The 20033-nt window shown below is 42.5% G+C and carries 16 protein-coding genes, 1 other RNA gene and 1 other annotated feature; of the genes, 15 read left to right on the top strand and 2 right to left on the bottom strand.

Annotated features, from left to right (window positions below):
* The 7 genes from secDF to dtd all read left to right on the top strand — a co-directional run bounded on the left by secDF (position 1) and on the right by dtd (position 9140).
* Positions 1-2229 carry a protein translocase subunit SecDF gene (secDF, locus tag MKY11_RS12690; RefSeq protein WP_017358118.1) on the top strand — a complete coding sequence of 743 codons (2229 nt, stop codon included), beginning with the start codon at positions 1-3 and terminating at the stop codon, positions 2227-2229.
* Positions 2230-2429: 200 nt separating this feature from the next.
* Positions 2430-2918, top strand: coding sequence for a cation:proton antiporter regulatory subunit (locus MKY11_RS12685; RefSeq protein ID WP_008342734.1), 489 nt, complete (start codon positions 2430-2432; stop codon positions 2916-2918).
* A 99-nt stretch (positions 2919-3017) separates the two neighbouring features.
* Positions 3018-3374, top strand: coding sequence for a lipopolysaccharide assembly protein LapA domain-containing protein (locus MKY11_RS12680; RefSeq protein WP_025207709.1), 357 nt, complete (start codon positions 3018-3020; stop codon positions 3372-3374).
* 81 nt (positions 3375-3455) lie between these two features.
* A complete protein-coding gene (gene recJ / locus MKY11_RS12675) occupies positions 3456-5789 on the top strand; it encodes a single-stranded-DNA-specific exonuclease RecJ (protein WP_058336587.1) in 2334 nt (777 codons plus the stop codon).
* A gap of 23 nt (positions 5790-5812) precedes the next feature.
* Positions 5813-6325, top strand: coding sequence for an adenine phosphoribosyltransferase (locus MKY11_RS12670; protein ID WP_008342729.1), 513 nt, complete (start codon positions 5813-5815; stop codon positions 6323-6325).
* A 142-nt stretch (positions 6326-6467) separates the two neighbouring features.
* Positions 6468-8678, top strand: coding sequence for a bifunctional (p)ppGpp synthetase/guanosine-3',5'-bis(diphosphate) 3'-pyrophosphohydrolase (locus MKY11_RS12665; RefSeq protein ID WP_008342726.1), 2211 nt, complete (start codon positions 6468-6470; stop codon positions 8676-8678).
* A gap of 18 nt (positions 8679-8696) precedes the next feature.
* Entirely contained in the window at positions 8697-9140 is a 444-nt protein-coding gene (gene dtd, locus MKY11_RS12660; protein ID WP_008342725.1) for a D-aminoacyl-tRNA deacylase, read from the top strand.
* Positions 9141-9236: 96 nt separating this feature from the next.
* Here dtd and MKY11_RS12655 read toward each other — a convergent pair whose 3' ends face one another.
* The gene (locus MKY11_RS12655; RefSeq protein WP_144679885.1) at positions 9237-10817 is read right to left on the bottom strand and encodes an SH3 domain-containing protein; all 1581 of its coding nucleotides are present in this window, start codon (positions 10815-10817) and stop codon (positions 9237-9239) included.
* Between the two features lie 137 nt (positions 10818-10954).
* Here MKY11_RS12655 and MKY11_RS12650 point away from each other — a divergent pair, with 137 nt between their 5' ends.
* The 5 genes from MKY11_RS12650 to MKY11_RS12630 all read left to right on the top strand — a co-directional run bounded on the left by MKY11_RS12650 (position 10955) and on the right by MKY11_RS12630 (position 15683).
* The gene (locus MKY11_RS12650) at positions 10955-11125 is read left to right on the top strand and encodes a YrzK family protein (RefSeq protein ID WP_003216250.1); all 171 of its coding nucleotides are present in this window, start codon (positions 10955-10957) and stop codon (positions 11123-11125) included.
* 58 nt (positions 11126-11183) lie between these two features.
* Positions 11184-11423, top strand: a binding site (T-box leader).
* A 73-nt stretch (positions 11424-11496) separates the two neighbouring features.
* A complete protein-coding gene (gene hisS, locus MKY11_RS12645; protein ID WP_008342721.1) occupies positions 11497-12771 on the top strand; it encodes a histidine--tRNA ligase in 1275 nt (424 codons plus the stop codon).
* Positions 12772-12789: 18 nt separating this feature from the next.
* A complete protein-coding gene (gene aspS / locus MKY11_RS12640) occupies positions 12790-14568 on the top strand; it encodes an aspartate--tRNA ligase (protein WP_026050119.1) in 1779 nt (592 codons plus the stop codon).
* Positions 14569-14645: 77 nt separating this feature from the next.
* A non-coding RNA gene (gene ssrS / locus MKY11_RS12635) (6S RNA) lies at positions 14646-14826 on the top strand.
* A gap of 92 nt (positions 14827-14918) precedes the next feature.
* Complete coding sequence (locus MKY11_RS12630) at positions 14919-15683, top strand: tRNA threonylcarbamoyladenosine dehydratase (protein ID WP_008342718.1); 765 nt, start codon at positions 14919-14921, stop codon at positions 15681-15683.
* A gap of 33 nt (positions 15684-15716) precedes the next feature.
* Here the strand turns inward: MKY11_RS12630 and MKY11_RS12625 are convergent, their stop codons facing one another.
* Complete coding sequence (locus MKY11_RS12625) at positions 15717-16982, bottom strand: replication-associated recombination protein A (RefSeq protein ID WP_342501461.1); 1266 nt, start codon at positions 16980-16982, stop codon at positions 15717-15719.
* 207 nt (positions 16983-17189) lie between these two features.
* Here MKY11_RS12625 and MKY11_RS12620 point away from each other — a divergent pair, with 207 nt between their 5' ends.
* The 3 genes from MKY11_RS12620 (at position 17190) to mnmA (ending at position 19983) form a co-directional block, all read left to right on the top strand.
* The gene (locus MKY11_RS12620) at positions 17190-17609 is read left to right on the top strand and encodes an Rrf2 family transcriptional regulator (protein WP_008342713.1); all 420 of its coding nucleotides are present in this window, start codon (positions 17190-17192) and stop codon (positions 17607-17609) included.
* An 18-nt stretch (positions 17610-17627) separates the two neighbouring features.
* A complete protein-coding gene (locus tag MKY11_RS12615; protein WP_058336590.1) occupies positions 17628-18770 on the top strand; it encodes a cysteine desulfurase family protein in 1143 nt (380 codons plus the stop codon).
* Between the two features lie 94 nt (positions 18771-18864).
* On the top strand, positions 18865-19983 hold the full coding sequence (gene mnmA, locus MKY11_RS12610) for a tRNA 2-thiouridine(34) synthase MnmA (RefSeq protein ID WP_008342709.1): 1119 nt from the start codon (positions 18865-18867) through the stop codon (positions 19981-19983).
* The last annotated feature ends 50 nt before the right edge of the window (positions 19984-20033 follow it).

Genomic DNA, 20033 nt, shown 5'->3' with positions numbered 1-20033 from the left:
ATGAAAAAAGGGCGCATACTTGCGTTTTTCTTAGTGGTTCTGTTAATCGGAACTGGTGTGGGCTTATTAACGAAGCCCGTTGCGAAAGATATGACGCTAGGGCTGGACTTACAGGGTGGATTTGAGGTTCTGTATGATGTACACCCAGTGAAAAAAGAAGACAAGATCACAAATGGTGTTCTCGTCAGTACAGTAGAGGCTTTAAACCGAAGAGCCAACGTGCTTGGGGTCAGTGAGCCGAACATTTCGATTGAAGGAAACAACCGTATCCGCGTACAGCTTGCGGGTGTAAAAGATCAAAACAGAGCACGGGAGATTCTATCGACTGAAGCACAGCTTTCCTTCAGAGATACGAATGACAAAGAACTCCTAAACGGATCTGATCTTGTTGAAAATGGTGCAAAACAAACATTCAATCAAACGAATGAGCCGATCGTGACGGTCAAACTAAAGGATGCGAAAAAGTTTGGTGACGTGACAAAAAAAGTAGCGGCGATGGCACCAAACAATCAGCTTGTCATTTGGCTTGATTATCATAAGGGAGATTCCTTCAAAAAAGAAGTCTCTAAATCAAATCATAAGTATGTATCTGCGCCGAATGTAAACCAAGAAATTAACAGCAGTGACGTACAAATCGAAGGAAACTTTACGGTTCAAGAGGCAAAAGACCTTGCGAGCATTTTAAATGCCGGCGCATTGCCAGTAAAATTAACCGAAAAATATTCAACATCTGTGAGTGCACAGTTTGGTGAGCAAGCACTAAACGAAACAGTCTTCGCAGGAATTGTAGGAATAGCATTTATCTTCTTATTCATGCTGTTTTATTACCGATTACCAGGTCTTGTTGCTGTCATTACACTGTCAGCTTATATCTATATCACACTGCAAGTCTTTGACTGGATGGGGGCGGTCATGACACTGCCTGGAATCGCTGCATTGATTCTTGGGGTAGGGATGGCTGTCGATGCCAACATTATTACGTATGAGCGGATTAAAGAAGAGCTTAAGCTCGGTAAATCTGTCCGTTCTGCTTTCAGATCGGGTAACCGCAGATCGTTTGCCACGATCTTTGATGCAAACTTAACAAGTATTATTGCCGGCGGGGTTCTATTCTTCTTTGGAACAAGCTCTGTCAAAGGGTTTGCAACCATGCTTATCCTATCAATTTTGACAAGCTTTATCACGGCTGTCTTCCTATCAAGATTCCTTCTTGGCTTACTTGTAGAAAGCCGTTATCTCGATCGCAGAAAAGGCTGGTTTGGTGTTCGTCAGAAAGACATCATTGATATTCATGAAACAACTGAAAATACTGAACCGAAAACACCATTTGATAAATGGGATTTCGTCAGCAAACGTAAAGGCTTTATGATTTTCTCAGCAGCCATTACCATTGCTGGAATCATTGTGCTGTCGATCTTCAAGCTCAATGCAGGTATTGACTTTGCAAGTGGTACTAGAGTTGATATTCAAAGTGACCATAAACTGTCAACAGAACAGGTGGAGCAAGATTTTAAAAAGCTAGACCTTGAGACAGACAGTGTTGTGTTATCGGGGCAAAAAGAAAATCAAGCAGCAGCTCGATTTGTCGGTGTTCCGAATAAAGAAAAAATTGCTGAAGTGAAAGATTACTTCAAAGATAAATACGGAACGGAGCCTAACGTAAGTACAGTGTCTCCGACAGTCGGAAAAGAGCTTGCGCGTAACGCATTATACGCTGTCATCATTGCTTCGATCGGGATTATCTTATATGTATCCGTCCGATTTGAGTATAAAATGGCGATTGCAGCGATTGTCTCTCTGCTTTACGATGCATTCTTTATCGTTGCCTTCTTTAGTATTACGCGCTTAGAGGTGGATGTCACCTTCATTGCAGCGATACTCACAGTCATTGGGTACTCAATCAATGACACGATTGTCACCTTCGACAGGGTGCGTGAGCAAATGAAGAAACGCAAACCGAAAACGATCGAAGATTTATCGTACATTGTGAATTTAAGTTTACAGCAAACCTTTACGCGTTCTGTGAACACCGTGCTTACCGTACTTGTAGTGGTGATTGCACTTCTCATTTTCGGTTCAGCATCTATTACAAACTTCTCCATTGCCTTACTTGTCGGCCTATTAACAGGGGTGTATTCATCCCTTTACATTGCGGCACAAATTTGGCTGATATGGAAAGGTCGTGAGCTGAAAAAGCCGGCTAAAATCGACACAGAACAAGATATTTAAACAAGAAAGACTGCCAGCTTGGCAGTCTTTTTTTCATGCATCATATTTGTCATCGTCACAACAATAAGATGATATGTAAAAACATTTCGGGTTTCATTGATCTTGAAATGGTCTTTTGCTATAATGACATACGTTTAGATCAGTATAGAAAGCAAGTGTCCGTTTGGGGCATTTGGCTTTTATTCATTGGAGGGGCTGTTATGAAGGTTCGGGAAACTGAACTGCCAGGTATCGGTCACAAAGCCGAAATGATCACAAGAAATAATGAGAAGCTTGCCATTATCACACATGATGACGGCAGAAGAGAGATGTATCATTTTCAAGAAGATGATCACGAAGAATGTATTTCTGGTATCTTGCTTAGCGATGAAGAAGCAAGACAAATCTCGGCTATTTTAGGCGGCATGGTCTATAAACCAAAAGCGCTTGAGACAGTGGAGGTGGCCATTGATGAACTCATCATTGAATGGTTTAAGATTGAAAAGAACGCACCAGCTGTTAACCAGACGATCGGAGACCTGAGTGTTCGCCAAAACTATCAAGTAACAGTCATCGCCATTGTGAGAAAATCACATGAGAAAATTTTAAATCCAGGACCAGATACGGTGATTGAAGAAGGAGACACCCTTGTCATCTCTGGAGAAAGAAAAGAATTAAAGAGCCTCATTAAAGAAAAACTCAGCAGCTAAGCGCCCATGCTGATAGAAAACCTTCCGCCATGTTCTTTCGGTGTTTAAAAAGGACAAGAAAGAGGGAAGAATAAAAGAAAAAGCTTGGGGGATTTGTAGATGAATAAACAACAATGGACCATCATACTCGCATTTATTTTCGTATTAATTGTCTCAGTATTTGCTGTTATTAACGTGCGGCCTGTACAGGTAGACTACTTATTTGGAACGGCTGAATGGCCGCTGATCCTTGTCATTATCGGTTCTGTTCTGATGGGCGGACTCATTGTGGCTTTTGCGGGGATTTTCCAAATTGTGAAACTGAAACGTGAATTAAAAGCATTAAAAGCTGAACGTGCAGCCACTGTGACTGCCCCTACTGCTTCTCCAAAAAAGGTAGACAAAGACGTTCAAAAGAAAACGAATGTCACACCTTTAAAAGAACAGCCAGCGTCTTTTGACCGGAAGGAAAAATAATCTTCCAGTACAATTTCATAAAATAAAAATTGAAACCCCTCAGTCCACTCTAGTATAATAGTGTGGTTGAGGGGTGAATTTATGTTATTATCCAAAATGCGTTGGGAATATGAACATCCTAGCGAAGAAAAAGTGAAATCACTCTCTGAAAATCTGAATATTTCAGCGCTGACTGCATCACTTCTTGTACAAAGAGGACTCGAAGAAGTAGAAGAAGCGAGGTCTTTTTTATTTGATCAAAAAGCCGAATTTCATGATCCATTCTTATTAAAAGGAATGAAAGAAGCAGTAGAGCGCATCAACAAAGCGATCGAAGAGCAGGAATCGATTGTGATCTTCGGAGATTATGATGCAGATGGTGTGACAAGTACTTCTGTACTTTTACATACACTTAAAGAACGATCTGCGAAGGTAGACTTTTATATTCCAGATCGATTTAAAGAAGGATATGGGCCAAACGAACAGGCTTTCCGATATATCAAAGAGCAAGGAGCATCGCTTGTCATCACCGTGGATACAGGGATCGCTGCTGTAAATGAAGCACGTATTGCAAAAGAAATAGGATTAGACCTGATTATCACAGATCACCATGAACCAAGCGAGGAACTGCCTGAGGCACTTGCGATTGTACATCCTAAGCAGCCTGGTTGTGAGTATCCGTTTAAAGAGCTGGCGGGTGTCGGTGTTGCGTTTAAAGTGGCACATGCACTCCTCGGTAAACTCCCAGTAGAATTATTAGATCTTGCTGCAATCGGTACCATTGCGGATCTTGTCCCGCTGCATGATGAAAATAGATGGATTGCCAAAAAAGGTCTTATGCAGCTTCGACAGTCTAGACGGCCTGGGTTAAAAGCGTTATTAAAAGAAGCAGGCGCCACTCTTGAAGAAGCAAATGAGGAAACGGTCGGCTTTCAAATTGCGCCAAGGCTGAATGCTGTTGGACGAATTGAGCAGGCAGATCCGGCTGTTCATCTTCTCATGACTGAGGATATGGATGAAGCAGAAGAACTCGCTCGTTTTGTACAAGAATTGAACAAAGAACGGCAGAAAATTGTGAGTACGATCACGGAAGAAGCCATTCAAATGGTCGAAGAGACAGGTGCTGACCAGTCTGCTATCGTCGTAGCAAAAGCTGGCTGGAATCCAGGCGTTGTCGGCATTGTTGCCTCAAAATTGACGGATACATTTTCTCGTCCGGCGATTGTGCTTGGAATAGACGAAGAAACGCAGATGGCGAAAGGGTCAGCACGAAGTATTTCTGGCTTTGATTTATTTTTCCATTTGAGCAAGTGCCGTGACATCCTGCCGCATTTCGGTGGACACCCGATGGCAGCAGGAATGACACTTCAAGCGGATGATGTTCCTTTACTTAGGGAAAGATTGAATCAATATGCAAATGAAACGTTGACTGAAGAAGATTTTATTCCAATTCAACGGGTCGATGCAGTATGTAAAGTGGACGAAATGACGGTGCAAGCCATTGAAGAAGTGGGACTGCTGTCCCCGTTTGGTATGCAGAATCCTAAGCCGTTCATTATGATTGAAGACGCCCAGCTTGAAGACATCCGAACGATCGGGGCCAATCAAAATCACATTAAAATGTCACTAAAAGACGAAGACAAGCTGCTCGACTGTGTCGGTTTTCACCAAGGCAAACTAAAAGAAGAACTTGTCCCAGGGAGCCAAATTTCTGTCGTTGGCGAGGTCTCGATTAATGAATGGAATAACCGAAAGAAACCTCAGCTCATGCTAAAAGACGCTAGAGTCGATGAATGGCAGCTGTTTGATTTACGCGGGAAAAAAGATTGGGAAAAGAAAGTATCAACACTTGATCCAGCAAAAACGATGGTCTTCTGTTTTGACGAAGAAACAAAAAAGCAATCGGAGCTGGTGGATATTCCGATTCACCTTATTGATGCAGAAAATGTATCCACGTTTGATGTGCAGGAAAAGTATGTGATCTTTGCCGATGTTCCTGCAGACGAACACTTGCTCAAGCTGCTTTTAGAAAATCAACAACCAGCAAGAATTTATACGGTGTTTCAGCGGAAAGAAGATCACTTTATGTCCTCATTCCCGAGCCGTGATCAATTCAAATGGTTTTATGGATTCTTGTTCAAACGGGGAAGTTTTCCTATTAAAGAACAAGGCATGGAGCTTGCCAAACATAGAGGTTGGACAAAAGATACAATCATTTTTATGACAAAGGTGTTTTTTGAACTCGGTTTTGTTAAAATAGAGAATGGTGTGCTGTCAATAGTGCGTGATGCCCCTAAAAAAGATTTAACCGCATCATCGTCTTATACAGCAAAACAACGATTGATGGAACTCGATCAAACACTAACATATTCCTCAGCCAAAGAGCTGAAGGAATGGCTGAATAGCATGATGAGCGAAGTCTCACCTGTGCTTTGACGTACGAGGAGGAAAAGGAAAAGATGGATTTAAAACAATATGTGACAGTTGTACCTGACTACCCAAAGGAAGGTGTACAATTTAAAGATATTACAACGTTAATGGATAAAGGCGAAGTGTACCGTTATGCAACGGATCAAATCGTTGAATACGCGAAGGAAAGAGACATTGATCTCATTGTTGGACCTGAAGCGCGTGGATTCATTATTGGCTGCCCTGTAGCATACGCACTTGGTGTAGGTTTTGCCCCAGTTCGTAAAGAAGGAAAGCTTCCTCGTGAAGTCATCAAAGTCGATTACGGTTTGGAATACGGTAAAGATGTATTAACGATTCATAAAGATGCAATTCGTCCTGGTCAGCGTGTACTGATCACAGATGATTTGCTTGCGACAGGTGGAACGATTGAAGCATCCATCAAGCTGGTTGAAGAATTAGGCGGCGTTGTGGCAGGGATTGCATTTTTAATTGAGCTGACGTATCTTGATGGCAGAAAGAAGCTTGACGGTTACGACATCTTGACGTTAATGCAATACTAATGGAGTTTTACGCAAAAAGCACTCAGTAAGAAGGGTGCTTTTTTCCTATCAAAAATCTTTTAGCGGACTTCTTCTCTTTACATCTATCGAATTTTTCTTGATAATAAACTACAATACAGTTTTCATTTAAAAAGGTGATTCCATGGCGAACGAACAAGTTTTAACGGCGCAGCAGGTCATTGATAAGGCAAGAGAATACCTGTCCGCTGAACATATTCAATTTATAGAGCGTGCATACGAATATGCTGAAAATGCTCACAAGGAGCAATACCGGAAATCCGGTGAGCCCTATATTATCCATCCTATTCAAGTGGCGGGAATTCTTGTTGATCTTGAAATGGACCCTTCGACCATTGCTGGCGGCTTCTTGCATGATGTTGTCGAAGACACGGATGTGACATTAGAAGATTTAAAAGAGCATTTTAACGAAGAAGTAGCCATGCTTGTTGATGGTGTGACAAAGCTCGGAAAGATTAAATATAAATCACAAGAAGAACAACAGGCTGAAAACCATCGTAAAATGTTTGTTGCAATGGCGCAGGATATTCGCGTCATCTTAATTAAGCTGGCAGACCGTCTTCACAATATGAGAACACTCAAACACCTTCCGCAGGAAAAGCAGCGAAGAATTTCAAATGAAACCCTTGAGATCTTTGCACCGCTTGCGCACAGATTAGGGATTTCAAAGATTAAGTGGGAGCTTGAAGATACAGCCCTCCGCTATTTAAATCCGCAGCAATACTACCGGATTGTGAATCTCATGAAGCGCAAACGAGCGGAACGTGAGGAATACTTGGACGAGGTTGTTAATGAAGTAAAAGACCGCGTGTCTGAGGTGAACATTAAGGCTGAATTCTCCGGCAGACCGAAACATATTTATAGTATTTATCGAAAAATGGTCATGCAAAATAAGCAATTTAATGAAATATATGATTTGCTGGCTGTACGTATTTTGGTTGACAGCATTAAAGACTGCTATGCGGTACTTGGTATTATTCATACATGCTGGAAGCCGATGCCAGGCAGATTTAAGGATTATATTGCGATGCCAAAGCCGAACATGTATCAGTCTCTTCATACAACGGTGATTGGTCCAAAAGGGGACCCGCTTGAAGTTCAGATTCGTACAGTGGAAATGCACGAAATTGCTGAATACGGAATTGCCGCACACTGGGCGTATAAAGAAGGCAAAGAGTCAGCAGAATCGACGGAAGAAGCCGTTTTCCAGAAGAAGCTGTCTTGGTTTAGAGAAATCCTTGAATTCCAAAATGAATCCACAGATGCGGAAGAATTTATGGAATCGTTAAAAATCGATCTCTTCTCTGATATGGTGTTTGTATTTACACCAAAAGGTGACGTCATCGAGCTGCCGTCTGGTTCCGTACCAATTGATTTCTCATACCGGATTCATTCGGAAATTGGGAATAAAACAATCGGAGCCAAGGTCAACGGTAAAATGGTCACACTTGATCATAAGCTAAAAACAGGTGACATTATTGAAATTCTGACATCTAAGCATAGCTATGGACCAAGCCAGGATTGGGTCAAACTTGCCCAAACCTCCCAAGCGAAGCACAAGATCAGACAGTTTTTCAAGAAACAGCGCCGTGAAGAAAATGTCGAAAAAGGCCGAGAACTTGTGGAGAAAGAAATCAAAAACCTTGAGTTCGATGTCAAAGACATCTTGACCGCTGAAAATCTGCAAAAAGTGGCCGATAAGTTTAATTTCTCAAATGAAGAGGACATGTATGCAGCTGTCGGTTATAACGGAATTACGGCACTCCAAGTGGCGAATCGTTTAACGGAAAAAGAAAGAAAACAAAGAGATCAGGAAGAACAAGAGAAAACCGTTCAAGAAGTGTCTGTAGAGTCAAAACCATATCACGGGAAAAAACGGGAAGCTGGCGTGCGAGTGAAAGGCATTGATAACTTGCTTGTCCGTTTATCTAAGTGTTGTAATCCTGTTCCTGGTGATAGCATTGTTGGCTTTATTACAAAAGGCCGTGGCGTATCTGTTCACCGTGATGACTGTCCGAACGTGAAGACAGGAGAAGCGCAGGAACGGTTAATCCCGGTTGAGTGGGAGCATGAACAGCCTGCTCGAAACCGTAAAGAATACAATGTGGAAATCGAAATATTAGGATATGACAGACGCGGCTTACTTAATGAGGTGCTTCAAGCAGTCAACGAAACCAAAACGAACATCTCATCGGTTTCTGGTAAGTCTGATCGTAACAAAGTGGCGACGATCCATATGGCGATCTTTATCCAAAATATTAACCATTTGCACAAAGTGGTAGAACGCATTAAACAAATCAAAGACATTTACTCTGTTCGCCGATTCATGAATTAGAAAGGAAGTATATCGTCTATGAGGCTTGTTGTTCAGCGTGTGACGAGTGCATCTGTGAAAGTAGAAGAAGAGATCACAGGTGCCATCAATGAAGGCTATATGGTGCTCGTTGGGGTTACACATGAAGACACAGAAGAAGATGTGCATTACTTAGCTGAAAAGCTCGCACACTTGCGTATTTTTGAAGATGAAAACGGGAAAATGAATCATTCTTTGTTAGATGTAAAAGGAAGCGTGCTGTCTGTATCTCAATTTACTCTTTATGGTGATACGAGAAAAGGCAGACGGCCGAACTTTATGAAAGCTGCCAAACCGGATGTGGCGAATTCACTTTACGAATGCTTCAATGAAACGCTTAGAGAAAAAGGCATCCATGTTGAAACTGGACGTTTTGGGGCGATGATGGACGTCTCATTGACCAATTCGGGGCCTGTCACCATGTTGATGGACAGCAAAGAATAGAAAGACATTAGACTGTAGATAAACTCTTGCTGAGAGTTTGTTTAGAGTCTTTTTCTTTTGCGATCAAACAAAAAAGAGGCGCGCGGCCTCTTTTTTCTATCGGAAATATTGTTTTAATCCTTCTGTCATTCCTTCTGTCACTCGTTCTTGGTAAGAGGCGCTATAAATGATCGCTTCTTCTTGAGGATTGCTTAAATAGCCGAGTTCATATAAAAGGGAAGGGCGCTTGTTTTCTCTTAAAACAAAATAATCTCCAAATTTGACTCCTTTATCAGGGATCTGTGATCGTTTTGCGACTTCCGTATGAACGCTTGTCGCCAGACGTTGATCTTTGGATGCTTGATAATAATATGCGGTGCTCCCTCTGATACTTTGGTCCATAAAACTATCATAATGAAGACTAATAAATGCATCTGCATTTCGGTAATGTGAAGTGGCAACCCTCGATTGAAGGCTGATGAATGTATCATCACTTCTTGTTAAATAGACATTTGCTCCAGAAGCTCTTAACTTACCCGCCAGCAAATGAGCGGTTTTGATCGTGATATTCTTTTCAAATGCACCGTCTGCGCCGATCGTGCCGCTGTCTTTTCCGCCATGCCCAGGATCAAGAACAATTGTTTTGCCTTTTAAAGATCCAGTGCCAGACGATGAATCCTGCTGAGGTCTTGGTGCTTCGCTGCTATTTTTCTTTGTTTGAACGACCCAGCTCGCCACGTAGCCTGTTCCGCCGTTTGATAATGTCACCTCGTACCAGTCACCTTGCGTACGAACAATTTGATAAGCAGCTCCTTTTGTTGCTCTTTCTGCAATTCCAGCGGAGGTAGAAGCGCTTTTTCTAATATTCGTTCCATCATAAACGATGTACGCTTTCTGATGAGATGACGAAGAGGATGAATTCTTTTCAGGTGCTGCACTTGCTCCTTGGTTTGAGACAATATAATAACTTGCAACCCAGCCTTTAACGCCTTTTGCTTCGATTTCATACCAGCCATTTTGCTCCCGTAAAATGGTGACTTGAGTGTTGCGGGAAAGTGAAGCGGCCACTTGTGCGTTCGGTGCCGCCGATTTTCGAACATTCAAGCTTGATACGCCAACTGTGCCGGACTGTTTAGAACGAGCGGGCTCAGCTGAACTGGATGAAGAAGCGTTTTGTCCGCCAGAAATATAATCAGAGTGGACCCAGCCTTCTGCTTGTTTGTACGATATTTTTGTCCATTCACCGCTTGTGTCCAGCTTTTTAGCGGAAGCGCCCTGCGGGAAAGTGCCAATGACTTGATAGGAAGTCCCTGGGCCTGTCCGAATGCGAAGGTCAGAGGCTGTTGACGTAATCGAACTGCTTCCTTGCGTACTTTGACCTTGTGTCTTTTGCTTAGCAGGCTTTTGTGCATCAGATGACTTGGTAATCAGCCATGAGACGACCCAGCCTTTTTGTCCGTTCGATAGCCCGATCTGTACCCATTCTCCTTGTTCAGTGAGAATCGGGTAGCTTTCTCCTCGTTTCACAACTGCTGCGATCCCGTAGCTTAAACCAGGTCCGGTTCGCACATTGATTTCATCTGTTGCAACGACAGCTTGATCTGTTTGAGCCGTCGCATGTGTCATTGGCCAAGTGCTGGCAATGAGGACAAAACAGGTGAGCAGCAACATCATGTGATGGTGTGTTTTCAGATTCAAAACGGTGTTTTCCCCTCCCTTGTAAAACCGATGAATGTTAATTCGTTATGTAATGGATGAATTCCTTGCAGTTTCCCTAATAAAATTGAATCAATCTGTTTATACTAAATAAAAATGTGATAAAAGGATGTACAAACATGAGATTAAGCAGAAAATTAGGACGAGTGCAATATAATGGACATCGTGATATCGACCGCTGGCAGCACGACGAAATGGATCAACCAGGCTTCCTTGAAGAAACGGCATCTGAATACGGATGCACGTCAAAAGAAGAGCTGGAAAAGAAAAAGAGACACGGCAAGGGTTGACAGAGTGGCAGCACCGACCTTATTATAATATAAATCAACACACTTGAAAATTTAAAATGTGGAACTGATGATAGAGAATAGTAGGGTAAATTGCGTGAGCAGAGAGGAATCGCCTTAGGCTGAAAGCGAATCCGCATGGCATTTATCACGAAAGAACACTCTGTAGGTTTCCTGCTGAACACTCAAAAAATGAGTCATTAGGCGGAGAACGTGAATCTGCGTTAAGGATTTGAGCGGGAACATGGCTAGATCATGTTCCAACTAGGGTGGCACCACGGGTATAACTCTCGTCCCTACTATACACATAGTAGAGGCGGGGGTTTTTTATATGTCCACATAAAAAATGAATGATGGTCGTAGGAGGACGAAAAATGAGTTTTAATATTCCAAGAGGCACACAGGATATTTTACCGGGAGAATCAGAACGCTGGCAGTATGTTGAACAAATTGCGAGAGATACATGTGCAGCCTTTCAATACAAAGAAATCCGCACACCGATTTTTGAGCATACGGAACTGTTTGCACGAGGAGTAGGCGAGTCAACAGATATCGTTCAAAAAGAGATGTACACATTTGAAGACAAAAAAGGACGTAGCATCACACTTCGCCCAGAAGGAACAGCTTCAACTGTCCGTTCTTATGTTGAAAATAAACTGTTTGCACAGCCTGCACAGCCTACAAAGCTGTACTACATTGGACCAATGTTCCGCTATGAGCGTCCACAAACGGGAAGATATCGTCAATTTTATCAATTCGGAATTGAAGCGATCGGTTCAAAAGATCCTGCCATTGATGCAGAGGTCATTTCATTAGCGATGAGTGTGTATGAGAAAGCAGGTCTTTCCAACTTAAAACTCGTCATTAACAGCCTTGGTGACAAAGAAAGCCGTGCAGATTACCGTCAAGCACTTGTCGAGCACTTTGAACCAAGAATTGATGAATTCTGTCACGACTGCCAAATTCGTTTACATCAAAATCCATTGCGTATTCTTGATTGTAAAAAGGACCGCGATCACGAACTGATGGCAACGGCACCATCCATTCAAGATTACTTAAATGAAGAATCACGGACTTATTTTGAAAAAGTAAAACAATACTTAACCGATCTAGGCATTGAATATGTCGTCGATCCGAACTTAGTGCGCGGTCTTGATTATTACAATCACACTGCCTTTGAGATCATGAGTAATGCAGAAGGCTTTGGCGCGATCACAACATTAGCCGGCGGCGGCCGTTATGATGGACTTGTTGAAGGAATTGGCGGTCCTGAATCACCAGGTATCGGCTTTGCGATGAGTATTGAACGTTTCCTATCAGCGATTGATGCAGAGAAGATCGAGCTTCCTGTTCAAGACGGCATTGATTTATATATTGCGGCATTAGGAGATCAAGCAAAAGATTATGCTGTTGGCTTATTGAATCGTCTAAGAAAAGAAGGCATTTCAAGTGAAATGGACTATACAGGGAAAAAGCTAAAAGCACAATTTAAAGCGGCAGACCGCTTGAAAGCCAAGTTTATTGCAGTTCTTGGTGAAGATGAGCTAGCGCAGCAAATTGTAAACGTAAAAGATACGACAACGGGTGAACAAATTGAAGTAAAGCTTGATGAGCTGATTCAAATGATGAAAGCCCACCAGAAAGCGTAAAGAAGGAGTGGAATGTTTGTGTTTGGTAGAACTTTTTATTGTGGAGAAGTAACAGAAGACCAAATCGGTCAAACCGTTGTATTAAAAGGATGGGTACAAAAACGTCGTGACCTTGGCGGATTAATCTTTATTGACCTGCGTGATCGTACAGGCATTGTGCAAGTTGTCTTTCATCCAGACCAATCAAAAGAGGCTCTTGAGACAGCAGAATCGATTCGGAATGAATATGTCCTTGATATTAAAGGGACAGTGGTCGCAAGAGAAGAAGCCACGATCAACCCAAATTTAAAAACAGGCAAAATTGAAATTCAAGTCGACACAGTCACTGTTTTAAATGAAGCCAAGACGCCTCCATTTGTGATTTCAGATCAAGCGGATGAGGTATCAGAAGATGTGCGCTTAAAATACCGCTACCTAGATCTTCGCCGCCCTGCGATGTTTGAAACGATGAAAATGCGACATGAAGTCACAAAAGCATTCCGCCATTTCTTAGATGATCACGGCTTTCTAGACATTGAAACGCCAATTTTAACAAAAAGTACGCCAGAAGGTGCGCGTGACTATCTTGTGCCAAGCCGTGTACACGAAGGAGAATTCTATGCGCTGCCGCAGTCTCCGCAATTATTTAAGCAATTGCTCATGGTGTCTGGGATGGACCGCTACTATCAAATCGCTCGCTGCTTTAGAGATGAAGACTTGCGTGCTGACCGTCAGCCGGAATTTACACAAGTCGATATTGAAATGTCCTTTATGAGCCAAGAAGACATCATGACGCTTGCTGAAGAGATGATGGCAAAGGTGATGAAAGATGTCAAAGGCGTTGACCTGACATTGCCATTACCTCGTATGACGTACGATGAAGCGATGAATTCCTATGGTTCTGACAAGCCAGATACCCGATTTGACATGAAGCTTGTCAACATTTCAGACACGGTAAAAGACTCAGATTTCAAAGTCTTCAGCGGTGCTGTAAACAATGGCGGAGCTGTCAAAGCCATTAATGTCAAAGGGGCTGCAGCAAACTACTCAAGAAAAGACATCGATGCACTTGGTGCATTTGCAGCGAACTATGGTGCAAAAGGTCTCGCTTGGCTAAAAGCTGAAGGGACAGAGTTAAAAGGACCAATCGCTAAATTCTTTGATGAGTCAAAACAAGCAGAATTAAAAGAACAGCTTCAAGTTGAAGAAGGCGACCTTTTACTTTTTGTCGCTGACAAAACGTCTGTTGTCCATGATGCGCTTGGCGCACTTCGTTTAAAACTTGGCAAAGAGCTTAAACTCATCGATGAGTCTGTCTTCAATTTCTTATGGGTAGTCGACTGGCCGCTCCTTGAAAAAGATGAAGAAGAAGGCCGCTTCTATGCTGCTCATCATCCTTTCACAATGCCAGTTCGTGATGATCTTGAATTAATTGAAACAAGTCCAGAAGATATGAAAGCTCAAGCGTATGATCTTGTGCTGAACGGCTATGAGCTTGGCGGAGGTTCTATTCGTATTTTTGAAAAGGACATTCAAGAGAAAATGTTTGGTTTACTTGGCTTTTCTAAAGAAGAAGCGTACGATCAGTTCGGCTTCCTTCTTGATGCATTTGAGCATGGTGTGCCTCCGCACGGCGGAATTGCGCTTGGACTTGACCGCTTAGTGATGCTGCTTGCCGGCCGATCTAACCTAAGAGATACCATTGCGTTCCCGAAAACGGCAAGTGCAAGTTGTGTTCTCACAGATGCTCCTGGCACTGTAAGCGCAGCGCAGCTAGATGAACTGAGTTTGGCTATTAAAACAAAAGTAAAACAGTAAAATAGGCGCATGTTTATAGGCATGTAAACGCTTGAAAAAGGGACATGCCTATGATATGCTTTCATCAACCAATAAATAAAGTCCTGATACGTACGGTGGTTACCTAGTTTTGACCGAACATTTTTTTCTACGGGAGCTTGCCTTTCCTTTCTGCATAAATGCCTCTTCTGAGGACTTATAAAGTGAGGGAGAAAGCACCCACCTGCATGGTGCGGGGTTCAAAACGAAGGAAAAGCTGGCGGCGTGATCGGGACTTTTTTGTGTTTTTTTCTATTTGAGAAGGATGACGGAGAACGCTGAATATGATATGATTCTTTCGATTCATTTTAAATAAAGGTGGAGTGAGGCACTTGTTACATCAGTTTTCAAGAAACGAGCTTGCCATTGGCAAGGAAGGCTTAAATATATTAAAAAACAGTACAGTTGCAGTGCTTGGAGTAGGCGGCGTAGGTTCTTTTGCAGTAGAAGCTCTTGCTCGTTCAGGTGTTGGCCGTATTGTTCTTGTTGATAAAGATGATATTGATATTACAAATGTAAACCGGCAGCTGCCAGCTCTGCTATCAACGGTTGGTCAGCCTAAAGTTGACTTAATGCAGGCAAGAATTGCTGACATTAACCCAGAATGTGAAGTTGTTGCGCTCAAAATGTTTTATACAGAAGAAACATATGAACAATTCTTTGAGTATCCACTTGATTATGTCATTGATGCATCAGATACAATTCATTATAAAATTCATTTAATGAAAGAGTGCCTGAAACGCGATGTGAACATTATTTCGAGTATGGGTGCTGCAAATAAAACAGATCCGACACGCTTTAAAATTGATGACATCTCGAAAACACATACAGACCCAATTGCGAAAGTCGTCAGAACACGCCTGCGGAAGGAAGGCATTCGTAAGGGAATTGAAGTTATTTTCTCTGATGAAAGTCCGATTGTCATTCGTGAAGATGTGAGAAAAGAAGTTGGAAATGATGAAGCGAAAATTCGTAAGGCACAAATGCCGCCATCATCCAATGCGTTTGTTCCATCTGTGGCTGGACTGATCATGGGTGGTCATGTCATTATGAAACTGTTAAAAGACATTCCGATTACACGTGTGAAAGATAAATAAACAGCCCGCCTGCTTAGAGCAGGGGGCTTTTTTTTATTTTTGCCGTCTTAAATTTTCATACACTTGCTTTAGTGCACCTTCAAATTTTCCAGTTTGCTTTGGTTCATAATATTGCTTGTTTTTCAGCGGGTCAGGTAAATATTGCTGCTTCACCCAGCCATTTTCATAATCGTGCGGATATAAGTAATCGGCGCCCCTTCCAAGTGCTGCTGCTCCTTTATAGTGGGCATCTTTTAAATGAACGGGAACTTCACCAATTTTCCCCGTGCGAATATCATGCAGTGCCGCATCAATCGCTTGGTAAGCGGAGTTTGACTTTGGAGAAAGACACAGTTCAATCACGGCATTAGCGAGTGGAATTCGTGCTTCTGGAAAACCAACTCTCTCAGCTGTTTGAACAGCGCTTAACACACGTGGCCCTGCCTGCGGACTGGCTAGGCCAATATCTTCATAAGCCATCACAAGTAATCGTCTCGAAATGCTTTCAAGGTCTCCCGCTTCAATGAGTCTTGCAAGGTAATGCAGCGCAGCATCTGCATCAGATCCTCTAATGGATTTTTGAAAAGCCGAGAGGACATCATAATGGGCATCACCGTTTTTATCATGCGAGAAGCTCTTTTTTTGTAAACATTCTTCTGCTGCAGCTAGAGTGATCGTGATCTGTCCAGATTCATCCGCTTTTGTCGATAAGACGGCTAGTTCGAGCGCATTTAAAGCGGAACGCACATCTCCTCCGCATCCATTTGCAAAATGATTCATTGCCTCCTCATCAACTTTGACCGAATAACCGCCAAGCCCGCGATGTTCATCCTGTAAAGCTCGAGATAATGCAACTTTAATTTGCTCTGTTTCCAGCGGCTTCAGCTCAAATATTTGTGTCCGGCTGCGGATGGCTGGGTTAATCGCATGATACGGATTAGCTGTTGTCGCGCCAATTAAAATGATCATGCCATTTTCTAAATACGGAAGAAGGAAATCCTGCTTCCCTTTATCGAGTCTGTGGACTTCGTCTAAAATCAAGATGACCTGACCACTCATTTTCGCTTCAGCGGCGACAGCTTCCATATCTTTTTTGTTATGAATCACCGCATTCAATGTACGGAAGGCAATGCTTGTACTGCCAGCGATTGCAGTTGCAATGGATGTTTTGCCGATTCCCGGCGGTCCGTATAAAATCATCGAGGACAAATGTTTTGCCTCGACCATTCGTCTAATAATTTGACCTTCCCCAACGAGATGCTCCTGCCCAATAATGTCTCCAATATGACTTGGGCGCATCCGATACGCTAAAGGTTTCATGATTATCTCTCCTAAAGCAATGTCTTGTTTGTATAGAGTACCGAAATTTCTTCAAATAGAAAAGGGATGCGTCCTCGTTTTGAGCTCAGAACCCGCAAATGAAAGTTGGCTAAAAGTATGATATAATTGCTTTTGGTCTATATAAGCGTATATGAAATCAGAAAAATAATTGATGACATAGAAATAGAAAACGCAGAGGTGTTTAACTTGAAAATTTCTACTAAAGGCAGATATGGTCTGACGATCATGATCGAATTAGCCAAAAAACATGGCGAAGGCCCTACATCATTAAAATCAATCGCTCAAAACAATGATTTGTCTGAGCATTATTTAGAGCAGCTTGTATCACCACTTCGCAATGCACGTCTTGTGAAAAGTATCCGCGGAGCGTATGGCGGCTATGTGCTTGCCCATGAGCCAAACGAGATTACAGCCGGTGATATTATTCGTGTATTAGAAGGACCTATTAGTCCTGTTGAAGTGATCGAAAACGAAGAACCAGCAAAGCGTGCACTTTGGATTCGTATTCGTGATGCAGTAAAAGACGTACTAGACAATACAACTCTTGAAGACTTGGCAAGCTATAAAGATGACGAGGATCAAGAGGCGTATATGTTCTATATTTAGATCAGAGGTGTACCGTAAATGGAACGTATCTATTTAGATCATGCAGCCACAACGCCGATGGATCAACGGATTGTGGACAAGATGATGCCTTACTTTACAGAGATATTTGGCAACCCCTCTAGTATTCATTCATATGGGCGCGAGGCAAGAAAGTGGCTCGATGAAGCAAGGGAAGTCATTGCAGGAGAATTACACTGTAAGCCGCAGGAGATCATCCTCACAAGCGGAGGAACAGAGGCAGACAACTTGGCCATTACAGGTGTGGCAATGGCAAGGCAGCATGAAGGAAAACATATCATCACAACAAAAACTGAGCATCATGCAGTGCTGCATACATGCGAACGCTTAGAGAAGCTTGGTTTTGATGTGACGTATTTAGATGTGGATCACACTGGATTGATTCATCTTGATCAATTAAAACAAGCACTAAGAGACGATACAATTCTTGTGACCATCATGTACGGCAATAATGAAACGGGTGTGATTCAGCCAATTAAAGAAATTGGTCAACTTTTACACGAACACACTGCTTATTTTCATACAGACGCAGTACAGGCATTTGGGACAATATCAATTGATGTCACAGAACTTCATATCGACCTCTTATCTGCGTCCGGTCATAAACTAAATGGCCCGATGGGAACAGGTTTTTTATACGTCAATGAGCGTGTAAAACTTTCACCACAGCTATTCGGAGGAGAACAAGAAAGAAAACGCCGTGCTGGCACTGAAAATGTGGCGGGAATCATTGGGCTTGCAGAAGCAGTTCAATTAACAAAGCAAAATAGAAGAGAAAAAGCAGTGCATTATGGTAAGCTCAAAGAAGCGATGCTGCAAGTATTCGAAGAGGAATCACTCAATTTCTCTATCAATGGACATCCGAAAGAGACATTGCCGCATATTTTAAATGTCCACTTCCCGGGCGTTTCTATTGAATCGTTACTTGTGAACTTAGATATGGAAGGGATTGCTGTTTCAAGCGGGTCAGCATGTACGGCTGGATCTGTCCTTCCTTCGCACGTATTAAGCGCCATGTATGGTGAAGAAGCAAAAGAGCTGACATCCTCAGTCAGAATAAGCTTCGGTCTTGGAAATGAAGAGGAACATGTGAAGCAGGCGGCGCATAAGATAGCGGCTGTCGTGAAACGCCTAGCCAAATAAATGCTCCCTTTTGTTCGTGTGTGAAAAATGAAACAGCTAGGCACCTGAAGAACGAAACGCGCACGTTGTTTCATTGAAATTGGAGTTGATGAAGATGACAAAAAGACCTGAAGACACAAGAGTTGTGGTCGGTATGTCCGGAGGCGTCGATTCATCAGTTGCTGCGCTCATGCTAAAGGAGCAAGGCTATGATGTGATCGGCATATTTATGAAAAACTGGGATGACACAGATGAAAATGGTGTATGTACAGCAACGGAGGACTATGAGGATGTCATTCGTGTTTGTAACCAGATTGGAATCCCATATTATGCAGTGAATTTCGAGAAACAGTATTGGGACAAAGTGTTTCAATATTTTCTTGATGAATATAAAGCAGGCAGAACGCCGAATCCAGATGTCATGTGTAATAAAGAAATTAAGTTCAAAGCATTTCTTGAGCATGCATTGTCGCTTGGAGCGGATTATTTGGCAACAGGCCACTATGCCCGTGTCGACAGAACCGGCGATGAAGTGAAAATGCTAAGAGGTCTTGATACAAACAAAGACCAAACTTATTTCTTGAATCAGCTGACTCAAGAACAACTTGATAAAGTATTGTTCCCAATCGGCGATTTAGAGAAAAAAAGAGTGCGTGAATTAGCGAAAGAAGCAGAGCTCGCAACAGCAACGAAAAAAGATTCTACGGGCATCTGCTTTATTGGGGAAAGAAACTTTAAAACGTTCCTTAGCCAATATTTGCCTGCACAGCCCGGTGTGATGCAGACAATGGACGGAGAAGTAAAAGGTGAACATGATGGACTCATGTATTACACGATCGGTCAACGCCAAGGACTTGGCATTGGCGGAAGCGGTGATCCGTGGTTCGTTGTTGGGAAGGACTTAGAGAAAAATATCTTATTTGTTGAACAAGGCTTCCACAATCCGCTTTTATACTCTGAAAGTATTTCAGCTGTTAACATCAGCTGGACGCGTCCTCATATTGTCGGCGAAAACGGTGAACTCACATGCACAGCGAAATTCCGATACCGTCAAGAAGACCATCATGTAAAAGTCAAAATGACAGGTGAGCAGGAAGCAATGGTGATCTTTGATGAACCCGTTCGTGCTGTCACTCCAGGACAAGCTGTTGTTTTTTATGATGGCGAAGAATGTCTTGGCGGCGGGACCATTGACGATGTCTTTAAAGATGGCCAAAAGCTGTCGTATGTGTAACATGTGTTAAAAACCTCAACGTCGCTGTTGAGGTTTTTTAATGAAAGGAT

Origin of the sequence: Bacillus sp. FSL W7-1085 (assembly GCF_038595035.1) — a bacterium.
GTDB classification, from domain to species: Bacteria; Bacillota; Bacilli; order Bacillales; family Bacillaceae; genus Bacillus; species Bacillus altitudinis.
This window is presented reverse-complemented; position numbering and strand designations above follow the sequence as displayed.

What these genes read in the sequence shown, in the direction of transcription:
- MKY11_RS12615 (WP_058336590.1), top strand. Translation starts at nt 17,628, where the DNA reads ATGGAACGTATCTATTTAGATCATGCAGCCACAACGCCGATGGATCAA.
- secDF (WP_017358118.1), top strand. Translation starts at nt 1, where the DNA reads ATGAAAAAAGGGCGCATACTTGCGTTTTTCTTAGTGGTTCTGTTAATC.
- recJ (WP_058336587.1), top strand. Translation starts at nt 3,456, where the DNA reads ATGTTATTATCCAAAATGCGTTGGGAATATGAACATCCTAGCGAAGAA.
- MKY11_RS12680 (WP_025207709.1), top strand. Translation starts at nt 3,018, where the DNA reads ATGAATAAACAACAATGGACCATCATACTCGCATTTATTTTCGTATTA.
- MKY11_RS12650 (WP_003216250.1), top strand. Translation starts at nt 10,955, where the DNA reads ATGAGATTAAGCAGAAAATTAGGACGAGTGCAATATAATGGACATCGT.
- dtd (WP_008342725.1), top strand. Translation starts at nt 8,697, where the DNA reads ATGAGGCTTGTTGTTCAGCGTGTGACGAGTGCATCTGTGAAAGTAGAA.
- MKY11_RS12685 (WP_008342734.1), top strand. Translation starts at nt 2,430, where the DNA reads ATGAAGGTTCGGGAAACTGAACTGCCAGGTATCGGTCACAAAGCCGAA.
- mnmA (WP_008342709.1), top strand. Translation starts at nt 18,865, where the DNA reads ATGACAAAAAGACCTGAAGACACAAGAGTTGTGGTCGGTATGTCCGGA.
- MKY11_RS12665 (WP_008342726.1), top strand. Translation starts at nt 6,468, where the DNA reads ATGGCGAACGAACAAGTTTTAACGGCGCAGCAGGTCATTGATAAGGCA.
- MKY11_RS12670 (WP_008342729.1), top strand. Translation starts at nt 5,813, where the DNA reads ATGGATTTAAAACAATATGTGACAGTTGTACCTGACTACCCAAAGGAA.
- hisS (WP_008342721.1), top strand. Translation starts at nt 11,497, where the DNA reads ATGAGTTTTAATATTCCAAGAGGCACACAGGATATTTTACCGGGAGAA.
- MKY11_RS12625 (WP_342501461.1), bottom strand. Translation starts at nt 16,982, where the DNA reads ATGAAACCTTTAGCGTATCGGATGCGCCCAAGTCATATTGGAGACATT.